Annotated in this window: 18 protein-coding genes and 1 pseudogene; 10 read left to right on the forward strand and 9 right to left on the reverse strand. The window is 60.6% G+C overall.

What is annotated here, in order from left to right; translation table 11 throughout:
- Positions 1-2: 2 nt before the first annotated feature.
- The 4 genes from ABIA48_RS26960 to gloB form a co-directional block, all read right to left on the reverse strand.
- Positions 3-1,844 (reverse strand): extracellular solute-binding protein, encoded by a 1,842-nt coding sequence (locus tag ABIA48_RS26960; RefSeq protein WP_429492607.1) that lies wholly within the window; start codon positions 1,842-1,844, stop codon positions 3-5.
- Complete coding sequence (locus ABIA48_RS26965; RefSeq protein ID WP_429492962.1) at positions 1,841-3,661, reverse strand: extracellular solute-binding protein; 1,821 nt, start codon at positions 3,659-3,661, stop codon at positions 1,841-1,843. The genes ABIA48_RS26960 and ABIA48_RS26965 overlap by 4 nt, the downstream gene beginning before the upstream one ends.
- 278 nt (positions 3,662-3,939) lie before the next feature.
- Positions 3,940-5,370 (reverse strand): transglycosylase SLT domain-containing protein, encoded by a 1,431-nt coding sequence (locus ABIA48_RS26970; protein ID WP_429492609.1) that lies wholly within the window; start codon positions 5,368-5,370, stop codon positions 3,940-3,942.
- Positions 5,371-5,469: 99 nt separating this feature from the next.
- Positions 5,470-6,237 carry a hydroxyacylglutathione hydrolase gene (gene gloB / locus ABIA48_RS26975; RefSeq protein ID WP_429492963.1) on the reverse strand — a complete coding sequence of 256 codons (768 nt, stop codon included), beginning with the start codon at positions 6,235-6,237 and terminating at the stop codon, positions 5,470-5,472.
- Positions 6,238-6,302: 65 nt separating this feature from the next.
- On the opposite strand from gloB, the gene ABIA48_RS26980 reads away from it, so the two are divergent.
- The 5 genes from ABIA48_RS26980 (at position 6,303) to ABIA48_RS27000 (ending at position 11,670) form a co-directional block, all read left to right on the forward strand.
- A complete protein-coding gene (locus tag ABIA48_RS26980) occupies positions 6,303-7,061 on the forward strand; it encodes a class I SAM-dependent methyltransferase (RefSeq protein WP_007988453.1) in 759 nt (252 codons plus the stop codon).
- 93 nt (positions 7,062-7,154) lie between these two features.
- The gene (gene rnhA / locus ABIA48_RS26985) at positions 7,155-7,607 is read left to right on the forward strand and encodes a ribonuclease HI (protein ID WP_007988455.1); all 453 of its coding nucleotides are present in this window, start codon (positions 7,155-7,157) and stop codon (positions 7,605-7,607) included.
- Between the two features lie 194 nt (positions 7,608-7,801).
- Positions 7,802-8,560, forward strand: a complete 759-nt coding sequence (gene dnaQ, locus ABIA48_RS26990) for a DNA polymerase III subunit epsilon (RefSeq protein WP_310063161.1) — start codon at positions 7,802-7,804, stop codon at positions 8,558-8,560.
- Positions 8,561-8,797: 237 nt separating this feature from the next.
- Complete coding sequence (locus tag ABIA48_RS26995) at positions 8,798-11,053, forward strand: Orn/Lys/Arg decarboxylase N-terminal domain-containing protein (protein ID WP_429492611.1); 2,256 nt, start codon at positions 8,798-8,800, stop codon at positions 11,051-11,053.
- A gap of 14 nt (positions 11,054-11,067) precedes the next feature.
- On the forward strand, positions 11,068-11,670 hold the full coding sequence (locus tag ABIA48_RS27000) for a GNAT family N-acetyltransferase (RefSeq protein WP_429492613.1): 603 nt from the start codon (positions 11,068-11,070) through the stop codon (positions 11,668-11,670).
- On the opposite strand, the gene ABIA48_RS27005 is transcribed toward ABIA48_RS27000, so the two are convergent.
- Complete coding sequence (locus ABIA48_RS27005) at positions 11,636-12,529, reverse strand: LysR substrate-binding domain-containing protein (RefSeq protein WP_429492615.1); 894 nt, start codon at positions 12,527-12,529, stop codon at positions 11,636-11,638. The genes ABIA48_RS27000 and ABIA48_RS27005 overlap by 35 nt on opposite strands.
- 88 nt (positions 12,530-12,617) lie before the next feature.
- Positions 12,618-12,845, reverse strand: coding sequence for a hypothetical protein (locus tag ABIA48_RS27010; RefSeq protein ID WP_429492617.1), 228 nt, complete (start codon positions 12,843-12,845; stop codon positions 12,618-12,620).
- Between the two features lie 175 nt (positions 12,846-13,020).
- Between ABIA48_RS27010 and ABIA48_RS27015 the strand changes: the two genes are divergently transcribed.
- Positions 13,021-13,581 carry an NADPH-dependent FMN reductase gene (locus ABIA48_RS27015; protein WP_429492619.1) on the forward strand — a complete coding sequence of 187 codons (561 nt, stop codon included), beginning with the start codon at positions 13,021-13,023 and terminating at the stop codon, positions 13,579-13,581.
- 23 nt (positions 13,582-13,604) lie between these two features.
- On the opposite strand, the gene ABIA48_RS27020 is transcribed toward ABIA48_RS27015, so the two are convergent.
- Both ABIA48_RS27020 and ABIA48_RS27025 read right to left on the reverse strand, forming a co-directional pair.
- Positions 13,605-13,775 (reverse strand): hypothetical protein, encoded by a 171-nt coding sequence (locus ABIA48_RS27020; protein WP_429492621.1) that lies wholly within the window; start codon positions 13,773-13,775, stop codon positions 13,605-13,607.
- 31 nt (positions 13,776-13,806) lie between these two features.
- Positions 13,807-13,893 (reverse strand): annotated as a pseudogene (locus ABIA48_RS27025) (TetR/AcrR family transcriptional regulator); the annotation flags it as partial.
- A gap of 34 nt (positions 13,894-13,927) precedes the next feature.
- Between ABIA48_RS27025 and ABIA48_RS27030 the strand changes: the two are divergent.
- Positions 13,928-14,206, forward strand: a complete 279-nt coding sequence (locus ABIA48_RS27030; protein ID WP_429492623.1) for a DUF2855 family protein — start codon at positions 13,928-13,930, stop codon at positions 14,204-14,206.
- A gap of 180 nt (positions 14,207-14,386) precedes the next feature.
- Here the strand turns inward: ABIA48_RS27030 and ABIA48_RS27035 are convergent, their stop codons facing one another.
- Entirely contained in the window at positions 14,387-15,337 is a 951-nt protein-coding gene (locus tag ABIA48_RS27035; RefSeq protein ID WP_429492625.1) for a DUF1853 family protein, read from the reverse strand.
- Positions 15,338-15,454: 117 nt separating this feature from the next.
- Between ABIA48_RS27035 and ABIA48_RS27040 the strand changes: the two genes are divergently transcribed.
- The 3 genes from ABIA48_RS27040 to ABIA48_RS27050 are packed head-to-tail and all read left to right on the forward strand — an operon-like array spanning position 15,455 to position 18,182.
- Positions 15,455-16,345, forward strand: a complete 891-nt coding sequence (locus tag ABIA48_RS27040) for an NAD(+) kinase (protein WP_007996366.1) — start codon at positions 15,455-15,457, stop codon at positions 16,343-16,345.
- Positions 16,342-17,316, forward strand: coding sequence for a metallophosphoesterase (locus ABIA48_RS27045; protein WP_405046380.1), 975 nt, complete (start codon positions 16,342-16,344; stop codon positions 17,314-17,316). Before ABIA48_RS27040 ends, ABIA48_RS27045 begins: the two co-directional genes overlap by 4 nt.
- Complete coding sequence (locus ABIA48_RS27050) at positions 17,313-18,182, forward strand: rhomboid family intramembrane serine protease (RefSeq protein WP_429492627.1); 870 nt, start codon at positions 17,313-17,315, stop codon at positions 18,180-18,182. Before ABIA48_RS27045 ends, ABIA48_RS27050 begins: the two co-directional genes overlap by 4 nt.
- Positions 18,183-18,185 lie beyond the last annotated feature (3 nt).

Genomic DNA, 18,185 nt, shown 5'->3' on the forward strand with positions numbered 1-18,185 from the left:
GATTACTCCGTGCCCGCAGGACCAGCCTGCAGAGTGGTTTCGACTTCTATCGCCGGCTTGATGTCGGGCTTGACCCACCAGGTGGCGGTGCCGATGTCGTATTTAGGCGAGACCTTTGGATGGCCGATGTGGTTCCAGTACGCCACGCGCCAGGTCTTGATGTGCCAGTTGGGTATTACGTAATAGCCCCATTGCAGAACGCGGTCCAGCGCGCGGGCGTGGGCTACCAGGCTCTTGCGCGAATCGGCGTTGATCAGTTGCTCGACCAGTTGGTCGACCACCGGATCCTTCAGGCCCATGGAATTACGGCTGCCGGATTTGTCGGCAGCGGCCGACATCCAGAATTCCCGTTGTTCGTTACCCGGTGAGTTGGACTGCGGGAAGCTGCCGACGATCATGTCGAAGTCCCGGGAACGCACGCGGTTGATGTATTGCGAGACGTCGACCCGGCGGATCACCAGATCAATGCCCAGGTCACTCAGGTTGCGCTTGAACGGCAGCAGCACTCGTTCGAATTCGGTCTGGGCCAACAGAAACTCGATGACGACAGGTTTGCCGGTGGCATCGACCATTTTGTCATCGACGATACGCCAGCCGGCCTCCTGTAGCAGTTGATAGGCTTCCCGTTGCTGGGCGCGGATCATGCCGCTGCCGTCAGTGGTCGGGTTCTGGAACGCTTCGCTGAACACCTGCGGCGGCAGCTTGCTGCGTAACGGCTCAAGGATTGCCACCTGATCGGCATCGGGCAGGCCGGTGGCGGCCATTTCCGAGTTCTCGAAGTAACTGCGGGTGCGCACGTAGGCGCCGTTGAACAGTTGCTTGTTGGTCCATTCGAAGTCCAGCAACAGCGACAACGCCTGGCGCACGCGCACATCGTGGAACACCGGGCGACGCAAATTGAACACGAACCCTTGCATGCCAGTCGGATTGCCGTTGGGAATCTGTTCCTTGACCAGCCGTCCTTCGGTAACCGCCGGAACATTGTAGGCGTTGGCCCAGTTCTTCGCGGTCATTTCCAGCCAGTAGTCGAACTGCCCGGCCTTGAGCGCTTCCAGGGCCACGGTGTTGTCGCGGTAGTAATCGGTGGTCATCACATCGAAGTTATAGAAACCCCGATTGACCGGCAGGTCCTTGCCCCAGTAATCCTTGACCCGCTCGTAACGAACCGAGCGTCCGGCCTTCACTTCACTGACCTTGTACGGGCCACTGCCCAGCGGGATTTCCAGGTTGCCCTTGTTGAAATCGCGGTCGGCCCACCAATGCTTGGGCAGCACCGGCAACTGGCCGAGAATCAGCGGCAGCTCTCGATTGTTGGTGTGCTTGAACTTGAACAGTACGGTGAGCGGGTCTTCGGCAACCACTTCCGCCACGTCGTTGTAGTAGCCACGGTACATCGGCGCGCCGTCCTTGGTCAGCATCTGGAAGCTGAACACCACGTCCTCGGCGCGTACCGGATGGCCGTCATGGAAGCGTGCTTCCGGACGCAGGTAGAAACGCACCCAGGCGTTGTCCGGGGCTTTTTCGATCAGCCGGGCGATCAAGCCGTATTCAGTGAACGGCTCATCGAGGCCTTGTTTGGCCAAGGTGTCGTAAATGTTGCCGATATCATCCGCCGGCACGCCTTTGCTGATGAACGGGTTAAGGCTGTCGAAGCCGCCGAAACCGGCCTGGCGGAAGATCCCGCCCTTGGGCGCATCCGGATTGACGTAGTCGAAGTGCTTGAAGTCGGCCGGGTATTTCGGCGGCTCGTTGTACAGGGTCACGGCATGTTGCGGGGCGGCACAGGCCAGCCCGGCAAACAGCAGACCGCTGGCCTGCAGGAGCAGGGCACGGACGGGTTTCATTGATCTTTCTCCGAAGATTTCAGCCACCACGCATTCAGGCCCAGGGTGTAGGGCGGCGTGGTGACGAAGGCGAGCCGGTTGCGGTACGCCAGACGGTGATAATTAAGGTACCAGTTGGGAATGATGTAGTGCTGCCATAGCAGCACACGGTCGAGGGCCTTGCCGGCGGCGACTTGCTCATCGCGGGTCCGGGCGGCCAGCAACTGTTCGAGCAAATGGTCGACCACCGGGTTGGCAATGCCGGCGTAGTTCTTGCTGCCCTTGACTGCGGCCTGGCTGGAATGAAAGTACTGCCATTGTTCCAGGCCGGGGCTGAGCGTCTGGTTGAGGGTCATCAGAATCATGTCGAAATCGAACTGGTCGAGGCGCTGCTTGTATTGCGCGCGATCGACCGTGCGCAGCTGCGCATCGATGCCGATGCTGGCAAGGTTCTCGACGTAAGGCTGGAGGATGCGCTCCAGGTTCGGGTTGACCAGCAGCAGTTCCAGTCGCAACGGCTGCCCGGCGGCGTTTTGCAGACGCTGGCCATTGAGTTTCCAGCCGGCTTCGGCGAGCAGGTCGAGGGCCTTGCGCAGGGTCTCACGGGGGATGCCGCGCCCATCGGTCTGCGGCAGATTGAACGGCTCGGTAAAGAGCCTGACCGGTAGCTGCTCGCGATAGGACTTGAGCAAAAGCCATTCATGCCCGACCGGCAAACCGGTGGCCGAGAATTCACTGTTGGGGTAATAGCTCATGGCACGTTGGTAGGCGCCGCCGAACAGCGTGCGGTTGGTCCACTCGAAGTCGAACATCAGCCCCAGCGCTTCACGGACCTTGGCGTCCGAAAACGTCGGGCGACGGCTGTTCATGAACAAGCCCTGACTCTGGGTCGGGATTTGATGCGCAATTTGCGCCTTGATCACGTCACCGCGACGTATGGCCGGAAAGTTGTAACCGGTGTCCCAGTTTTTCGCCTGATGCTCGATATAGATGTCGAACTCACCGGCCTTGAACGCCTCGAACGCCACGTCGCTGTCGCGGTAGAACTCCACTTCCATGCGATCAAAGTTGTACTTGCCGCGATTGACCGGCAGGTCCTTGCCCCAGTAATCCTTGACCCGCTCGAAGACGATCTGCCGTCCTGGCGTGACCGACGTGATGCGATACGGCCCGCTGCCCAGCGGCGGCTCGAAGGTGGTGGCCTTGAAGTCGCGACCTTTCCAGTAGTGCTGTGGCAACACCGGCATTTCGCCCAGGCGCAGGATCAGCAGCGGATTGCCGGCGCGCTTGAACACGAAACGGATGCGCTGCGGGTTGAGGATGTCGACCCGCAGCACTTCCTGGAGGCTGGTGCGGTACAGCGGATGGCCTTCCTTGAGCAGCAGGCGGTAGGTGAACGCGACGTCGTAAGCGGTGATCGGCGTGCCGTCATGGAAGCGTGCTTCGGGACGCAGGTTGAACACCACCCAGCTGCGGTCCTCATTGTATTCCACCGACTGGGCGATCAGGCCGTAGCTGGACGCTGGCTCATCACCGGACGGTGCGTACTGCCCGGTGCCAACCATCAGCGGTTCGTTGAGCTCGTTGATGCCGTACTGCAGGAAATTCGGTGTGGTGACAGGGCTGGTGCCCTTGAAAGTGTAAGGGTTGAGCGTGTCGAAGGTGCCAAACGCCATGACCCGCAACGTACCGCCCTTGGGCGCTTGCGGGTTGACCCAGTCGAAGTGGGTAAATCGGGCCGGGTACTTGAGCGTGCCGAACTGCGCATAACCATGGCTTTCGCTGATCGTCGCGCTTGCGGTGGAGCTCAAGGCCAGGCTGATCAGGAGCAGGAGCAGGGGGCGCTTCAAATAGGGGATCCGATCCAGGCGGCTTGGGCTTTGTGGACGGTACAGTAACAGCTTGTATGGACAGGAAAAAGACGGGGGGTAAATGCGTAATATCGGCCGGGCCACAATCCCTGTGGGAGCGAGCTTGCTCGCGATGAGGGCTTATCAGTTTGCATTGATGTCGACTGACACGCCGTCATCGCGAGCAAGCTCGCTCCCACAGGTTTTTGCACTGCCCACAAAAACTGCGCAGGCATAAAAAAGCCCCTGAAATCAGGGGCTCTTTTTTAATGCGGATTGGCCACCGTCAACATCTGGCCGGGCTTCAGCGCCTGCCCGACACGCGGGTTCCAGCGCTTGAGGTGCTGCATTTCAACGTTAAAGCGCTTGGCCACGATGTACAGCGAGTCGCCCTGCTGGACCTTGTACGTGGTCTGCTGCTTCTTGGTGTTGGCTGCAATCACGGTGTTGACGCGCCCGGAGCTGCGTTTGCTGTTGTCCTGCATGACCAGGGTCTGGCCGGGCTTGAGGTTCTTGCCGGTCAGTTTGTTCCAGCGTTGCAGGTCCTTCACGTCAACGTCGTTGGCCTTGGCGATGGAGCCGAGGTTGTCACCCCGTTTGACCCGGTAGGAGCGTTTGACACTGGCGACCTGGGTATCGTCGGCGCCTTCGAAGACCGGCTTGAGCGACTTCTTGCTGATCAACTCTTCAGGACGCATGGTCTGCAGGCTGCTGGTCAGCAGTTGCGCCTTGGAGGTCGGGACCAGCAGATGCTGCGGGCCGTCGATGGTGGTGCGCTGCTTGAAGGCCGGGTTGAGCTGGAACAGTTCGTCTTCGTCGATGTTGGCGACTTCAGCGACCTTGGACAGGTCCATGCGCTGGTTGATTTCGACGACCTGGAAGTAGGGCTCGTTGGCGATCGGGTTGAGGTTCACGCCGTAGGCTTCCGGCGCCATCACCACTTGCGACAGCGCCAGCAGCTTCGGCACGTAGGCCTGGGTTTCGGAGGGCAGCGGCAGGTTCCAGTAGTCGGTCGGCAAGCCGAGACGCTCGTTGCGTTCGATGGCCCGGCTGACGGTGCCTTCGCCGGCATTGTAGGCCGCCAGGGCCAGCATCCAGTCGCCGTTGAACATGTCGTGCAGGCGGGTCAGGTAATCCAGCGCGGCGGTGGTCGACGCGGTGATGTCGCGACGGCCATCATAGAAACGGGTCTGGCGCAGGTTGAAGTAACGCCCGGTGGACGGGATGAATTGCCAAAGACCCACCGCGTCGGCCCGGGAATAGGCCATCGGGTTGTAGGCACTTTCAATCACTGGCAGCAGTGCCAGTTCCAGCGGCATGTTGCGTTCTTCAAGGCGCTCGACGATGTAGTGAATGTAGAGGCTGCCACGCTCGCCGGCGTTTTCGAGGAAGGAGGGGTTGCTGGCGAACCATAGGCGCTGTTGCTCGATGCGCGGGTTGACGCCCAGCCCGTCCTGCAACTGGAAGCCCTGGCGCATGCGCCCCCAGACGTCCTGTGGAATTTGCGGGCTGGGTTTTTCGCTGAGCCAGATCGGCTTCTGCTTGGCGCGCGCGGCGATGTTGGGCGTGTGCGCCGCATCGGTTTGCGGCGCATGACTGGAACAGCCCGCCAGGGTGGCGGACACAGCCACCGCAATGGCTTGAGCCAAGCGGGTCAATGCGTCTGAACTGATGGCTTTGCGAATAGGTGACGACATTGGCTGGAAGTAAGTTCCGGGCAAAAATGTCGGGCGATTCTAGAAAGCACACCCTGCGCGGTCAACCTTTCAGAATTGTTGCAACCTTGAGCGATCCCTTTAGAACTTGTCTTTCCAGGCTCGAAGCGCAGCAAAAACCATATCGGGCACCGAGTTATCGGTGCCGGTCCGTTCGTCCGCTTTTTCTTTAACGGATGTTTCACCGGCGCGCAAGAACGGGTTTGTGAGCTTTTCCAGCGCCAGTGTCGACGGCAGCGTCATGATTGCGGATTCGCGTTGTCGGGTGACTTTGGCCAGACGCTCGGCGGTGTGCGGGTTGTTCGGTTCGACGGCCGCCGCAAACTTCAGGTTGCCGAGGGTGTATTCGTGGGTGCAGTAGACCAGCGTGTCTTCTGGCAATGCAGCGAGGCGTGTCAGCGAGTTGTACATTTGCTGTGGCGTGCCTTCAAACAACCGTCCGCAGCCGGCGGCAAACAGTGTGTCACCGCAGAACAGCAACCCGTGATGGTAATAGGCGATATGCCCCAGGGTGTGGCCAGGGACCGCGATGACCTGGAAGTCGCAGCCGAGCACACTGACCTTGTCGTTGTCTTTGAGCGCGACGTCCCGCGCCGGGATTTTTTCGCTGGCCGGGCCATAGACTGTTGCGTCCGTCGCTTTCTTCAGCTGTTCGACGCCGCCGACATGGTCATGATGGTGATGAGTGATCAAAATATCACTCAGTACCCAGCCCGGATTGGCCGCAAGCCAGGCTTGTACGGGGGCGGCATCACCCGGGTCGACGACCGCGCAGCGCTTGCTGTCGTGGTCTTGTAACAACCAGATGTAGTTGTCGGTGAAGGCGGGCAGGGCAGTGATCTGTATCATCGTCGGATTCGCCAAACGGAAATCAATGGCGCATCTTAGAACTTCCTGGCGCGTTGGAGAATGCAATGACTGATAAAGCGTTCGCACAGGCTGATCCCGACTGGCTGGCGTTGATCAGCGCGGCCCGCGAGTGGCTCGCCGGTCCCCTCGGGCAATTTTTGCTGGACGAAGAGCGGCGCATGCTCGAAGACGAGCTCGGGCGGTTCTTTGGTGGCTATCTGGTGCATTACGGTCCGTCGGCGCAGACACCGCCGTCAGCACCGCAGGTGCAGCGCAACGTACGCCTTGGAGCACCGTTGCCAGGGGTCGAGATCGTTTGTGAGGAACAGGCCTGGCCGTTGAGCGAGCATGCTGCCGATGTGGTGGTGCTGCAACATGGCCTGGATTTCTGCCTGTCGCCCCACGGCTTGCTCCGTGAAGCGGCCAGCAGCGTTCGCCCCGGCGGGCATCTGCTGATCATTGGCATCAATCCCTGGAGCAGTTGGGGCCTGCGGCATGTGTTTGCCCAGGATGCGCTGCGCAAGGCGCGCTGCATTTCGCCGTCACGGGTCGCGGATTGGTTGAACCTGCTGGGCTTCGCGCTGGAGAAACGCCGCTTCGGGTGCTATCGTCCGCCGCTCGCGTCACCGGCGTGGCAGACCCGCCTGGCCGGTTGGGAGCGCAAGGCCGGTGACTGGCAGTTGTCGGGCGGCGGCTTCTATTTATTGGTGGCGCGCAAGATCGTGGTGGGTTTGCGGCCGGTCCGTCAGGAACGTCGCGAGCCGATGGGCAAGTTGATCCCTTTGCCGATGGCCAAGGTCAACCGTCGCAATATCGAACCGTAATACACACTTTTTATTTGCAGCCGGGCCTGTCCCGGCTTCGGGCGTCGTCGATCAGCGATCGGCGAGCCAGCGCATTTTTCTGGATAGATTGGCATGAGCGATAGCGTAGAACTGTTCACCGACGGCGCCTGCAAGGGCAACCCTGGCCCTGGCGGCTGGGGCGCATTGCTGGTGTGCAAGGGCGTCGAAAAGGAACTCTGGGGCGGCGAAGCCAATACCACCAACAACCGCATGGAACTGATGGGCGCGATCCGTGGCCTGGAAGAGCTCAAGCGTCCCTGCGACGTGCTGCTGGTGACCGACTCCCAGTACGTGATGAAAGGCATCAACGAGTGGATGGACAACTGGAAGAAGCGCGGCTGGAAAACCGCGGCGAAAGAGCCGGTGAAAAACGCTGATCTGTGGAAGTTGCTCGACGAGCAGGTCAACCGTCACAAGGTCACCTGGAAATGGGTGCGCGGGCACATTGGTCATCACGGCAACGAACGGGCCGACCAGTTGGCCAATCGCGGCGTCGATGAAGTGCGCGGGTACAAGCAGGACTGATTCGTGTTCAACCGATGGACCGAGTCATGGCCTTCACGAGCAAGCCCGCTCCCACATTGATCTCCATACGCCACAGATCCCTTGTGGGAGCGGGCTTGCTCGCGAAAGCGGCGACTCGGTGTATCTGAAAGACCCCGGCGGGCGTGTTAACATCGCCGCTTTTGCACGATTGACCGATTGAGAGCTGAGCACTGATGGCCACCAGATCCGTTGTACTCGACACCGAAACCACCGGCATGCCGGTGACCGACGGCCACCGGATTATCGAAATCGGTTGTGTCGAGTTGATCGGCCGACGCCTGACGGGCCGGCACTTTCACGTGTACCTGCAACCCGATCGCGAAAGTGACGAGGGCGCCATCGGCGTCCACGGCATCACCAACGAGTTCCTCGTGGGCAAGCCGCGTTTTGCCGAAGTGGCCGAAGAGTTCTTCGAGTTCATCAAGGGCGCGCAGCTGATCATCCATAACGCGGCGTTCGACGTTGGCTTCATCAACAACGAATTTGCCCTGATGGGGCAGCAGGACCGCGCGGACATTACGCAGCACTGCACGATTCTCGACACCCTGATCATGGCCCGGGAGCGTCACCCGGGACAGCGCAACAGCCTCGACGCCTTGTGCAAGCGCTATGGCGTCGACAACTCCGGCCGTGAACTGCACGGCGCCTTGCTCGACTCCGAGATTCTCGCCGACGTCTACCTGACCATGACCGGTGGCCAGACCAGCCTGTCCCTGGCCGGTAACGCTTCCGATGGCAATGGGTCCGGTGAAGGGGCGGACAATTCGGCCACCGAGATTCGCCGATTGCCGGCGGATCGCCAGCCGACGCGCATCATCCGCGCCAGTGAAGATGACCTGGCCCGCCACGCGGCGCGCCTGGAAATCATCAGTAAGTCCGCTGGCGCTCCGGCGTTGTGGGTGCAGTTGGCCGAGGCTGAAGCGCAGGCGTAACACCCTATTTGGCAAACACTGCTTTTGTGGCGAGGGGGCTTGCCCCCGTTGGAGCGCGAAGCGGTCCCGTGTTTATTCAGGCAAATGACGTTTGCAGTAATTACGACTGCTTCGCAGCCGGACGGGGGCAAGCCCCCTCGCCACAAAGTGGTGCATCCCGCTCGCCACATCCGCTGCAACCCTCTACCCTGAGGTGATTGGCAGGTTCCGGTCTGCCGCCTCAGGACACTGAGCCTCATGTATAAAGATTTGAAATTCCCGGTCCTGATTGTCCATCGGGACATCAAGGCCGATAGCGTCGCCGGCGACCGAGTGCGGGGGATTGCCCGAGAGCTGGAACAGGAAGGATTCAGCGTCGTTTCGGCGGTGGACTACACCGAAGGACGGCTGGTGGCGTCAACTTATCATGGCTTGTCTTGCATGTTGATTGCGTCTGAGGACGCCAGCACCCATTCCCATTTGTTGCAAAACATGGCCGAACTGATTGGTCTGGCGCGGGTGCGTGCACCGGATCTACCGATCTTTGCCCTGGGCGAAAAAGTGACCCTGGAAAACGCGCCCGCCGATGCCATGGCCGAGCTCAATCAGTTGCGCGGCATTCTTTACCTGTTTGAAGACACCGTGCCCTTTCTCGCCCGACAGGTGGCCCGCGCCGCACGCAAATACCTCGATGGCCTGCTGCCACCGTTTTTCAAGGCATTGGTGCAGCACACGGCGGATTCCAACTATTCCTGGCACACCCCCGGGCACGGCGGCGGCGTGGCTTATCACAAAAGTCCGGTCGGACAAGCGTTTCACCAGTTTTTCGGGGAAAACACCCTGCGCTCGGATCTTTCAGTGTCGGTGCCGGAGCTCGGCTCATTGCTTGATCACACTGGCCCCCTGGCCGAAGCCGAGGCCCGTGCAGCCCGCAACTTTGGTGCCGATCACACCTTTTTTGTGATTAATGGCACCTCCACGGCCAACAAGATTGTCTGGCACTCGGTGGTCGCACGCGATGACCTGGTGCTGGTGGATCGCAATTGCCACAAGTCGGTGTTGCATTCGATCATCATGACCGGCGCCATCCCGCTGTACTTGTGTCCGGAACGTAATGAACTGGGGATCATCGGCCCGATTCCCCTGAGTGAGTTCAGCCGCGAATCGATCCAGGCCAAGATCGACGCCAGTCCGCTGACCAAGGGCCGTTCACCGAAGGTCAAGCTCGCCGTAGTGACCAATTCAACGTATGACGGCCTCTGCTACAACGCCGAGCTGATCAGGCAGCAACTGGGCAATAGCGTTGAGGTACTGCACTTCGACGAGGCCTGGTACGCCTATGCGGCGTTTCACGAGTTTTTTGCCGGGCGCTATGGCATGGGCACGTCCCGTGACGACGACAGCCCACTGGTATTTACCACCCATTCGACCCACAAGTTACTGGCGGCATTCAGTCAGGCGTCGATGATTCATGTGCGCGATGGCGGCGCGCGGCAACTGGATCGGGATCGCTTCAACGAAGCATTCATGATGCACATCTCGACGTCACCGCAGTACGGCATTATCGCCTCGCTGGATGTGGCTTCGGCGATGATGGAAGGTCCGGCCGGGCGTTCGCTGTTGCAGGAAATGTTCGATGAGGCCCTGAGTTTTCGCCGGGCGCTGGCCAATTTGCGACAACACATTGCCGCTGATGACTGGTGGTTTTCAATCTGGCAACCGCCGTCGGCAGAAGGCATGGAACGGGTCGTCACCGAGGACTGGTTGCTGCAACCCGATGCCGACTGGCACGGCTTTGGCGGTGTGACCGACGATTATGTGTTGCTCGACCCGATCAAGGTCACGTTGGTGATGCCGGGGCTGACGGCTGGTGGCGCCCTCAGCGAGCGCGGGATTCCGGCGGCGGTGGTCAGCAAGTTCCTTTGGGAGCGCGGCCTGGTCGTCGAGAAGACCGGGCTGTATTCGTTCCTGGTGCTGTTCTCCATGGGCATCACCAAAGGCAAGTGGAGCACGCTGCTCACCGAATTGCTGGAGTTCAAGCGCAGTTATGACGCCAATGTCAGTCTGGCCAGTTGCCTGCCCTGCGTGGCGCAAGAGAATGTCGCGCGCTATCAGGGCATGGGGCTGCGTGATTTATGCGATCAGTTACATGCCTGCTATCGCAGCAATGCCACCGCCAGACACCTCAAGCGCATGTACACCGTGCTGCCGGAAGTCGCGATGAAGCCGGCGGACGCCTATGATCAATTGGTGCGGGGTGAAGTCGAAGCCGTGTCGATCGATGCGCTGGACGGGCGAATCGCCGCGGTGATGCTGGTGCCGTATCCGCCCGGTATTCCACTGATCATGCCTGGCGAGCGCTTTACCGAATCGACCCGCTCGATCATCGATTACCTGGCGTTTGCCCGCACGTTCGATAGCAGTTTTCCGGGGTTCGTTGCTGATGTGCACGGATTGCAACACGAAGTACAGGGCAGTGGACGGTGCTACACCGTCGATTGCATCAAGGAGTGAGGACCTTTCCCAGTATGCAACCGGTTATAAATCCGAATTACCCAGGGTTGTCGGTACGGGTTGCCGATGACGGTTTTGCTGCCTACATCTGGGGCAGTGATTTCAGTTTTGAGGTCGCGGCCTACGGTGCGGCCGAAATCGGCAAACCAGTGGCACAGTGGCCAGTCACCCCGATCACGCCTTATCGCAAGTGCTACGGCATCGACCCTGAGGAGTTCAGCAGTTTTCGCGATGCCGCCGACAGCGCGATTTTCATGGCTTATCTGGATGACCAGCCCGTGGGGCACCTGGTAGTCAGTACCAACTGGAACGGCTTTGCCCATATCGACGAGTTGGCGGTGCATGCACCGGCCCGACGGCATGGTGTGGCCAAGGCCTTGCTGGATGTGGCGCAATTCTGGAGCCGCAAGAAAAAGCTCCCGGGCATCATGCTCGAAACCCAGAACAACAACCTGGGGGCCTGCAGGCTTTATGAACGCTGCGGTTACGTGATTGGCGGGATCGACCACCTGCGCTATCGCGGCATTGATCCGAACACCGCTGAAGTGGCGCTGTTCTGGTATCGCATGTTTGAAAACCCGCTCAGTTCGCCAGCATCGCCGCGGCTTGTTCCGTGATGATGGCCAGCAAGGCCTGGATTGCCGGTGAAGGTTCGGTGTTTTTCAGGGACAGGGCGTAGAGACTGATCGGGACGGCTGGCGCCAGCGGGCAGGCGTCCAGTCCCGAGGTTTTGGCACCGAGGGCGGTGAAGGGGTCGACGATGGCCAGGCCTTCGCCGGCCTCGACCATGCTGCGCATCATCTGATGCGTCTGGACCCGGGTCTGAATCACCGGGGCAGGGCGCAAGCCATGCAGTTTGTTGTCCAGCGCCGGGCTCAGCGGGTCGTGCCCATCCAGGCCGATCATCGATTGGCCGGCCAGATCCTGCACTGAAATGTATTTCTGTTTCGGTTGCAGCCATCCGTGGGGGGCGAGCAACTGAAGTTTGCCCTGGGCAATCATCTGGCAATCGATATCGGCGTGATCGGGGTCATGCAGGCTCAGGCCCAGGTCGCTTTCACGCAGCAGCAGGCTTCTGACGATGTCGCGGGTGGGCTGGCTCAGGAGTGTGCAAGGCGCGTCGGGCAGGCGTCGGCGCAGGGTCGCGATGCTGTGTGGCAACAATTGGTTGGCCAGAGGCGGGGTGCAGATGATGCGCAGCGGCGGCGCCAGGTATTGCCTGAGGCTGTTGGCCAGGCGCTGCACGGGTTCGAGCGCATCGTAGACCCGGGCAATTTCCACCTGCAATTCCCGCGCTTCGCGGGTGGCCTGCAATCGTCCGCGTACGCTGGCGAACAGCATGAAACCCAACTGATCCTCGGCGTCGCGCAGCAAACGCTCGACTTCGGCCACCGGCAACTGCAGCCATTCGGCGGCGGTGCCCAGGTGACCGGTCTGCAAGAGCGCCTGGATCACTTCGATATGGCGTAAGCGCATGCGTGAAGTCCATGTTCAGCAGGTGGAGGAGTCAGTGGCTGAATCCTACCCCAAGTCCGCGCATATGACTTCTGCTCATAACGACGAGTTATGAAACGCTGGTGGTTTGCGGTTCGCGGGTAATGGTAATGCCGGTTTGCACCAGCAGAAATTCATTGTCGTCGACCTTGTTGAGGCGGTCGCCAATGGCCAGCTTATAGGTGGTGACAGGCCCTGAGCCATCTGCCGCCGGGGTGGAGTCCTGGAACTCGTGCACCGAATAAATACGGCCTTGCGCGTCTCTTGCATGGAACTGACCGACGAGTACTGCTGCCATCTGCTTAGAACCTCTGGAGATAAATCACTCAATTTGCGGCACTGTAGACCGTGCTTGGGCGAGGTAAGTTTTCCTACAGGAAAAAAATAGTCAGGGACGGTATTTTCAGTCGCCCGCTGCCTGAATCGTCATCTATAACTACAAGCTCTCCATATCGGACAGTCGAGAAACTCCCATGAGCAACGTCTATACGATCGCCGTGCTGGTCGGCAGCTTGAGAAAGGAATCGATCAACCGCAAGGTCGCACGGGCCCTGATAGAACTGGCTCCGGCCAATCTCAAGCTCAACATCGTCGAAATTGGCGATCTGCCGCTCTATAACGAAGACATCGATGGCGCTTCACCGCCGGCAGCCTACAGCACTTTCCGACAACAAGTGAGCTCATCCGACGCGGTGTTGTTCGTGACCCCGGAATACAACCGTTCGGTGCCGGCGCCGTTGAAAAACGCGATTGACGTGGGCTCGCGCCCTTATGGCAAAAGTGCCTGGAACGGTAAACCGGGCGCCGTTATCAGTGTTTCGCCGGGGGCCGTCGGCGGATTTGGTGCCAACCACAACCTGCGTCAATCCATGGTGTTTCTCAATGTCCCGCTGATGCAGCAACCGGAGGTCTATCTGGGGAACGCCGGTTCGGCGTTCGACGAGGCGGGCAAATTGTCCGAGTCGGTGAAGCCGATCCTGCAGAAATTCATCAACGCCTATGGGCAATGGGTTGAACAGCACAAGAAAGTTTGATGTTTATTGACCAGCACTTCGTCTTACAAGGCGCTGGTCAATCGGCTGCAAATCATCGTTTCCATTTCCGACAGCCAGGCGGCAGTTTGCTCCGCCGCCGGTTGTGCCGTGACGCAATAGCGGCGACCACCCCAGGCCATGATGACCCAGGCTTGAATAGTCGGTGCTGATGGCTGCATCGGCAAAATAGTCATACAGCGTGCCAATCGCCACGCCGGCTTCCAGGGCCGCTTCGCGGGTGGTCAGCCCGGACCAGCCGGCACGCTGCCAAATCCGAACAAAAGCCCCGTAAATGGCCTCGACGGTGAAGATCGCCCGGGCCTGACTCGGCTGTTACGAACGCGTGGTGTCCTATGCCGAGTTGGCAACCCTTGCCGGTGACCGTCCTACGCTGTATGTGGATTTTTCCGGCGACCTGGATTTACGTGATCGAGTCCACCAGCATTTTGCCGGGCAACTGGTTTACAGCTGCTTCGCCGGCACTGCGCAAAGTACCGATGAGGCGCGGTTGACGGCTATCGTGGGACCGCAACCGGTATTCTTTTTTGCGCCGATCCAGATCCGCAAGCGCAATGCGGAATGGGGGCCGGAGGGGGCAGCCAGCATATCGGCGAGGGGCATGTGATTCGCTTGTAGGCGGGGCAGGCTTAGTGCTTCCGGGGCTCCTCAGGTAGACCGTGGTGACTTCTTCGCGAGCAAGCCCGCTCCCACATTCGATTTCGGTCGAGTACAGATTTTGTATTCACTGAAGGTCCCTGTGGGAGCGGGCTTGCCCGCGAAGGGGGCGACTCAGGCAATACGAGACTCAACTCTGCCCCGGCACATTCGGCCAACGGTCCGCCACCAGAAACAATCGCTCGGCCTCTTCCCAGTCGCCGCTGGCATTTTCCGTCAGGCGCACCAGCAGTTGTGCCGGCGCCAGCGGGTCCAGGTCATTGAGCCACGCCTGCATCTGTTCAGGGGTCCAGGTGTGCTCCGGCGAATAATGCGCCGGCGCCAGCCAGGCGTGGCGGGGCAGCGGTTGCCAGCGACCGGGCGGGCTCTGGGCCAACAACGCCGCCCAATCCTTTTGATGCAACCAGCGACCGCGCAAATGCTGCGGATGGGCACCCAATGGCGGGGCGGCCTGTCCGGGCCACGGATACAGCAAATACCCGCCCAGCCACAAGTGCGCGCTGAAGGTGTGGATGTCCAGCGACGCCAGCATCTCTCGGCTCTCGGGGCGTGCGGAGATCGGTAATTGATGCTGGCTCAGGTGGGCCAGTTTGCGATCGAGCCGATCGTGGCACCCAGGTCCGAGCCACTGGGCGGTGTCGTGCCCGTCGCCGGATTGCGGGCCGAGGTAGAGCTTGATCGCCAGTTCCATGTGATGCACACCGTCGCGGTCACGCAGCAGCATGTCCAGTTCACCCAGAGTGTGCCCTTCGCGGCGAATCGGCATGTTGGCGGCAATCAGTTCAATGCCCGGTGCATGCTGCACGGCGAATTGCCAGAGGCGTTCGTAGTACAAGCCCAGGCGCCGGGTCCGGGCCTGGGCCAGCCAGTGCAGCAAGCCATAACTGTCCCGATCCAGTTGGCGCAGCCAATGCTCCAGGCGTTCCGGTGCCTGGACCCAGTCGCTGCCGGCCAACGGGTGACGCTGTGGCCACGGAGCCTCACCCAGCATGGGCGGCGCGAGGATGACCCACGCCAGGTCACGCACTTCGGGATGGCGTAACTGGTGGGGCAGGCGGAGCAAATCCGGAAATAGCATCATCTTGCGAGCATAGCCCGAAACCCGGGCACACCCTTGAAGCTGAAAGGATTTTGTCTACGGGCGGCTTTCGCCCATAATCGTGGTTTTCACCGCCACGCAGATCCCCGCAGGAGCCCCATGGAGCAATTTCGCAATATCGGCATCATCGGTCGCCTGGGCAGTTCCCAGGTGCTGGATACCGTCCGCCGGCTGAAACGGTTTCTGCTCGATCGTCACCTGCACGTGATCCTTGAGGACACTATCGCCGAAGTGCTGCCAGGGCACGGCCTGCAAACCTCATCGCGCAAGATGCTCGGCGAAGTCTGCGACATGGTCATTGTGGTCGGTGGTGACGGCAGCTTGCTCGGTGCCGCCCGGGCGCTGGCCAAGCACAACATTCCGGTGCTCGGCATCAACCGCGGCAGCCTGGGCTTTCTCACCGACATCCGTCCTGATGAACTGGAAACCAAGGTCGCCGAAGTGCTGGATGGCCACTATCTGGTGGAAAACCGTTTCCTGCTGCAGGCCGAAGTTCGCCGCCACGCCGAGGCCATCGGCCAGGGCGATGCACTTAACGATGTGGTACTGCATCCCGGCAAATCGACCCGGATGATCGAGTTCGAGCTGTACATCGACGGCCAGTTTGTCTGCAGCCAGAAGGCCGACGGCCTGATCGTCGCCACGCCGACCGGTTCCACCGCCTATGCGCTGTCCGCCGGCGGGCCGATCATGCATCCCAAGCTCGACGCTATTGTGATTGTGCCGATGTACCCCCATACCTTATCGGGTAGACCCATCGTGGTCGATGGCAACAGTGAGCTGAAAATCGTCGTGTCCAAGGATATGCAGATTTACCCGCAAGTCTCGTGTGACGGGCAGAACCACTTTACCTGCGCGCCGGGCGACACCATTACCGTCAGTAAAAAAGCCCAGAAGTTGCGGCTGATTCACCCACTCGACCACAACTACTATGAGGTCTGCCGGACCAAACTCGGCTGGGGCAGCAAGTTGGGGGGTGGAGGCGACTGATGCTCGATCCCGCGCGTAGCTACGACCTGATCGGTGACGTGCACGGTTGCGCCCTGACCCTGGAGCACTTGCTCGACCGACTCGGTTATCACAAGCAGGGTGGCGTCTGGCGGCACGCGTCGCGCATGGCGGTGTTCGTCGGCGATATCATCGACCGCGGCCCGCGGATTCGCGAGGCGCTGCACATTGTCCACGACATGGTCGAGGCCGGTCAGGCGCTGTGCATCATGGGCAACCATGAGTTCAATGCGCTGGGCTGGAGCACACCGGCGCTGCCCGGCAGTGGCAAGCAGTTCGTGCGCGAGCACACACCGCGCCATGCCCGCCTGCTGCACGAAACCCTGACCCAGTTCGAAGATCATCCGGGTGACTGGCACGACTTCCAGCAATGGTTCTACCAGTTGCCATTGTTCGTCGATGCCGGGCGTTTTCGCGTGGTCCACGCCTGCTGGGATGCCGGGCTGATCGAGCCGCTGCGGGCGCTGTTCCCCAACGGTTGCGTCGACGAGCATTTTCTACAGGCATCGGCGGAGTCGGGTTCATTTGCCTGCACCGTGTTCGACCGGCTGCTACGCGGTACGGACATGCGCTTGCCCCATGGCCTGACCATGACCAGCGGCGATGGGCTGGTGCGTTCGTTTTTCCGTACCAAGTTCTGGGAGGACGATCCGAAAACCTACGGCGACATCGTGTTCCAGCCGGATGCACTGCCGGAACCCGTGGCCCGGACGCCGCTGACATCTACCGAAAAGAACAGTTTGCTGCGCTATGGCATCGATGAACCGCTGTTGTTCGTCGGCCACTACTGGCGCAGCGGCAAGCCGGCACCGATCCGGCCGAACCTGGCCTGCCTGGATTACAGCGCGGTGCTCTACGGCAAACTGGTTGCCTATCGACTGGATCAGGAAACCCGCCTGGATCCGCATAAATTCGTCTGGGTCGATGTCGAGCGGCCGGAGGTGCTGCAATGAGTGCTGTAGCGGTATTGCGTCTGCCCCTGGCGGTGGACTTGAGCGGGTTCGTCACGCTGCTCAAGCGCATGCAAGTGCCCCACCGGGTCAGTGAAGAAGCGGGCGAGCAAGTGTTGTGGGTGCCGGACAATATCAGTGAAGACGTGCGTGCGCTGTACGAACGCTTTCCGGCGGGTGACCCCGACCAACAGCTGGACATTCCGGTGGCGCAGACCATCACGCGTCCGGGGTTCGTCGAGCAATTGAAATATGCCAGGGCCACCGCGCTGGTGCTGCTGCTGAGCCTGATTGTCGGTGCGGCGACCATGCTGGGCGACAACCTTGAAACGATGCGCTGGCTGACCTTCCTCGAGTTCCGCGTGGTCGGCGAATACCTTCACTTCACGCCGCTGGCCGACAGCCTGGCGGCGGGGCAGTGGTGGCGCCTGTTCACGCCGATGCTGATTCACTTCGGCATCCTGCACCTGGCGATGAACGGCATGTGGTACTGGGAGCTGGGGCGGCGCATCGAGTCGCGCCAGGGCAGTATCAATTTGATCGGCCTGACCTTGCTGTTCAGCCTGGTGTCCAACTACGCCCAGTATTATTTCAGCGGTCCGACCTTGTTCGGTGGCTTGTCCGGCGTGCTGTACGGCCTGCTCGGGCATTGCTGGATCTTCCAGTTGCTGGCGCCGAACCCGGCTTATCGCCTGCCGCGCGGCGTGCTGGTGATGATGCTGGTGTGGTTGCTGCTGTGCCTGTCCGGGCTGGTCTCGATGATCGGCTTCGGCGAAATCGCCAACGCGGCCCACGTCAGCGGGTTACTCATCGGATGCTTCACCGGTTTGTTGGGCGGTTTGTATAACCGCCGTAAACTGGCCGCCTAATTT

This window comes from Pseudomonas sp. S30_BP2TU TE3576, from assembly GCF_050436025.1.
In the GTDB taxonomy this organism is placed as follows: domain Bacteria; phylum Pseudomonadota; class Gammaproteobacteria; order Pseudomonadales; family Pseudomonadaceae; genus Aquipseudomonas.

Bases quoted from the DNA above. Each gene is read 5' to 3' on its own strand.
- ABIA48_RS27000 (WP_429492613.1), top strand. From the start codon at position 11,068: ATGCAACCGGTTATAAATCCGAATTACCCAGGGTTGTCGGTACGGGTT.
- ABIA48_RS27005 (WP_429492615.1), bottom strand. From the start codon at position 12,529: ATGCGCTTACGCCATATCGAAGTGATCCAGGCGCTCTTGCAGACCGGT.
- rnhA (WP_007988455.1), top strand. From the start codon at position 7,155: ATGAGCGATAGCGTAGAACTGTTCACCGACGGCGCCTGCAAGGGCAAC.
- ABIA48_RS26970 (WP_429492609.1), bottom strand. From the start codon at position 5,370: ATGTCGTCACCTATTCGCAAAGCCATCAGTTCAGACGCATTGACCCGC.
- ABIA48_RS27035 (WP_429492625.1), bottom strand. From the start codon at position 15,337: ATGATGCTATTTCCGGATTTGCTCCGCCTGCCCCACCAGTTACGCCAT.
- ABIA48_RS27010 (WP_429492617.1), bottom strand. From the start codon at position 12,845: ATGGCAGCAGTACTCGTCGGTCAGTTCCATGCAAGAGACGCGCAAGGC.
- gloB (WP_429492963.1), bottom strand. From the start codon at position 6,237: ATGATACAGATCACTGCCCTGCCCGCCTTCACCGACAACTACATCTGG.
- ABIA48_RS27020 (WP_429492621.1), bottom strand. From the start codon at position 13,775: ATGACTATTTTGCCGATGCAGCCATCAGCACCGACTATTCAAGCCTGG.
- ABIA48_RS27015 (WP_429492619.1), top strand. From the start codon at position 13,021: ATGAGCAACGTCTATACGATCGCCGTGCTGGTCGGCAGCTTGAGAAAG.
- ABIA48_RS27040 (WP_007996366.1), top strand. From the start codon at position 15,455: ATGGAGCAATTTCGCAATATCGGCATCATCGGTCGCCTGGGCAGTTCC.
- dnaQ (WP_310063161.1), top strand. From the start codon at position 7,802: ATGGCCACCAGATCCGTTGTACTCGACACCGAAACCACCGGCATGCCG.
- ABIA48_RS27050 (WP_429492627.1), top strand. From the start codon at position 17,313: ATGAGTGCTGTAGCGGTATTGCGTCTGCCCCTGGCGGTGGACTTGAGC.
- ABIA48_RS26960 (WP_429492607.1), bottom strand. From the start codon at position 1,844: ATGAAACCCGTCCGTGCCCTGCTCCTGCAGGCCAGCGGTCTGCTGTTT.
- ABIA48_RS26995 (WP_429492611.1), top strand. From the start codon at position 8,798: ATGTATAAAGATTTGAAATTCCCGGTCCTGATTGTCCATCGGGACATC.
- ABIA48_RS26980 (WP_007988453.1), top strand. From the start codon at position 6,303: ATGACTGATAAAGCGTTCGCACAGGCTGATCCCGACTGGCTGGCGTTG.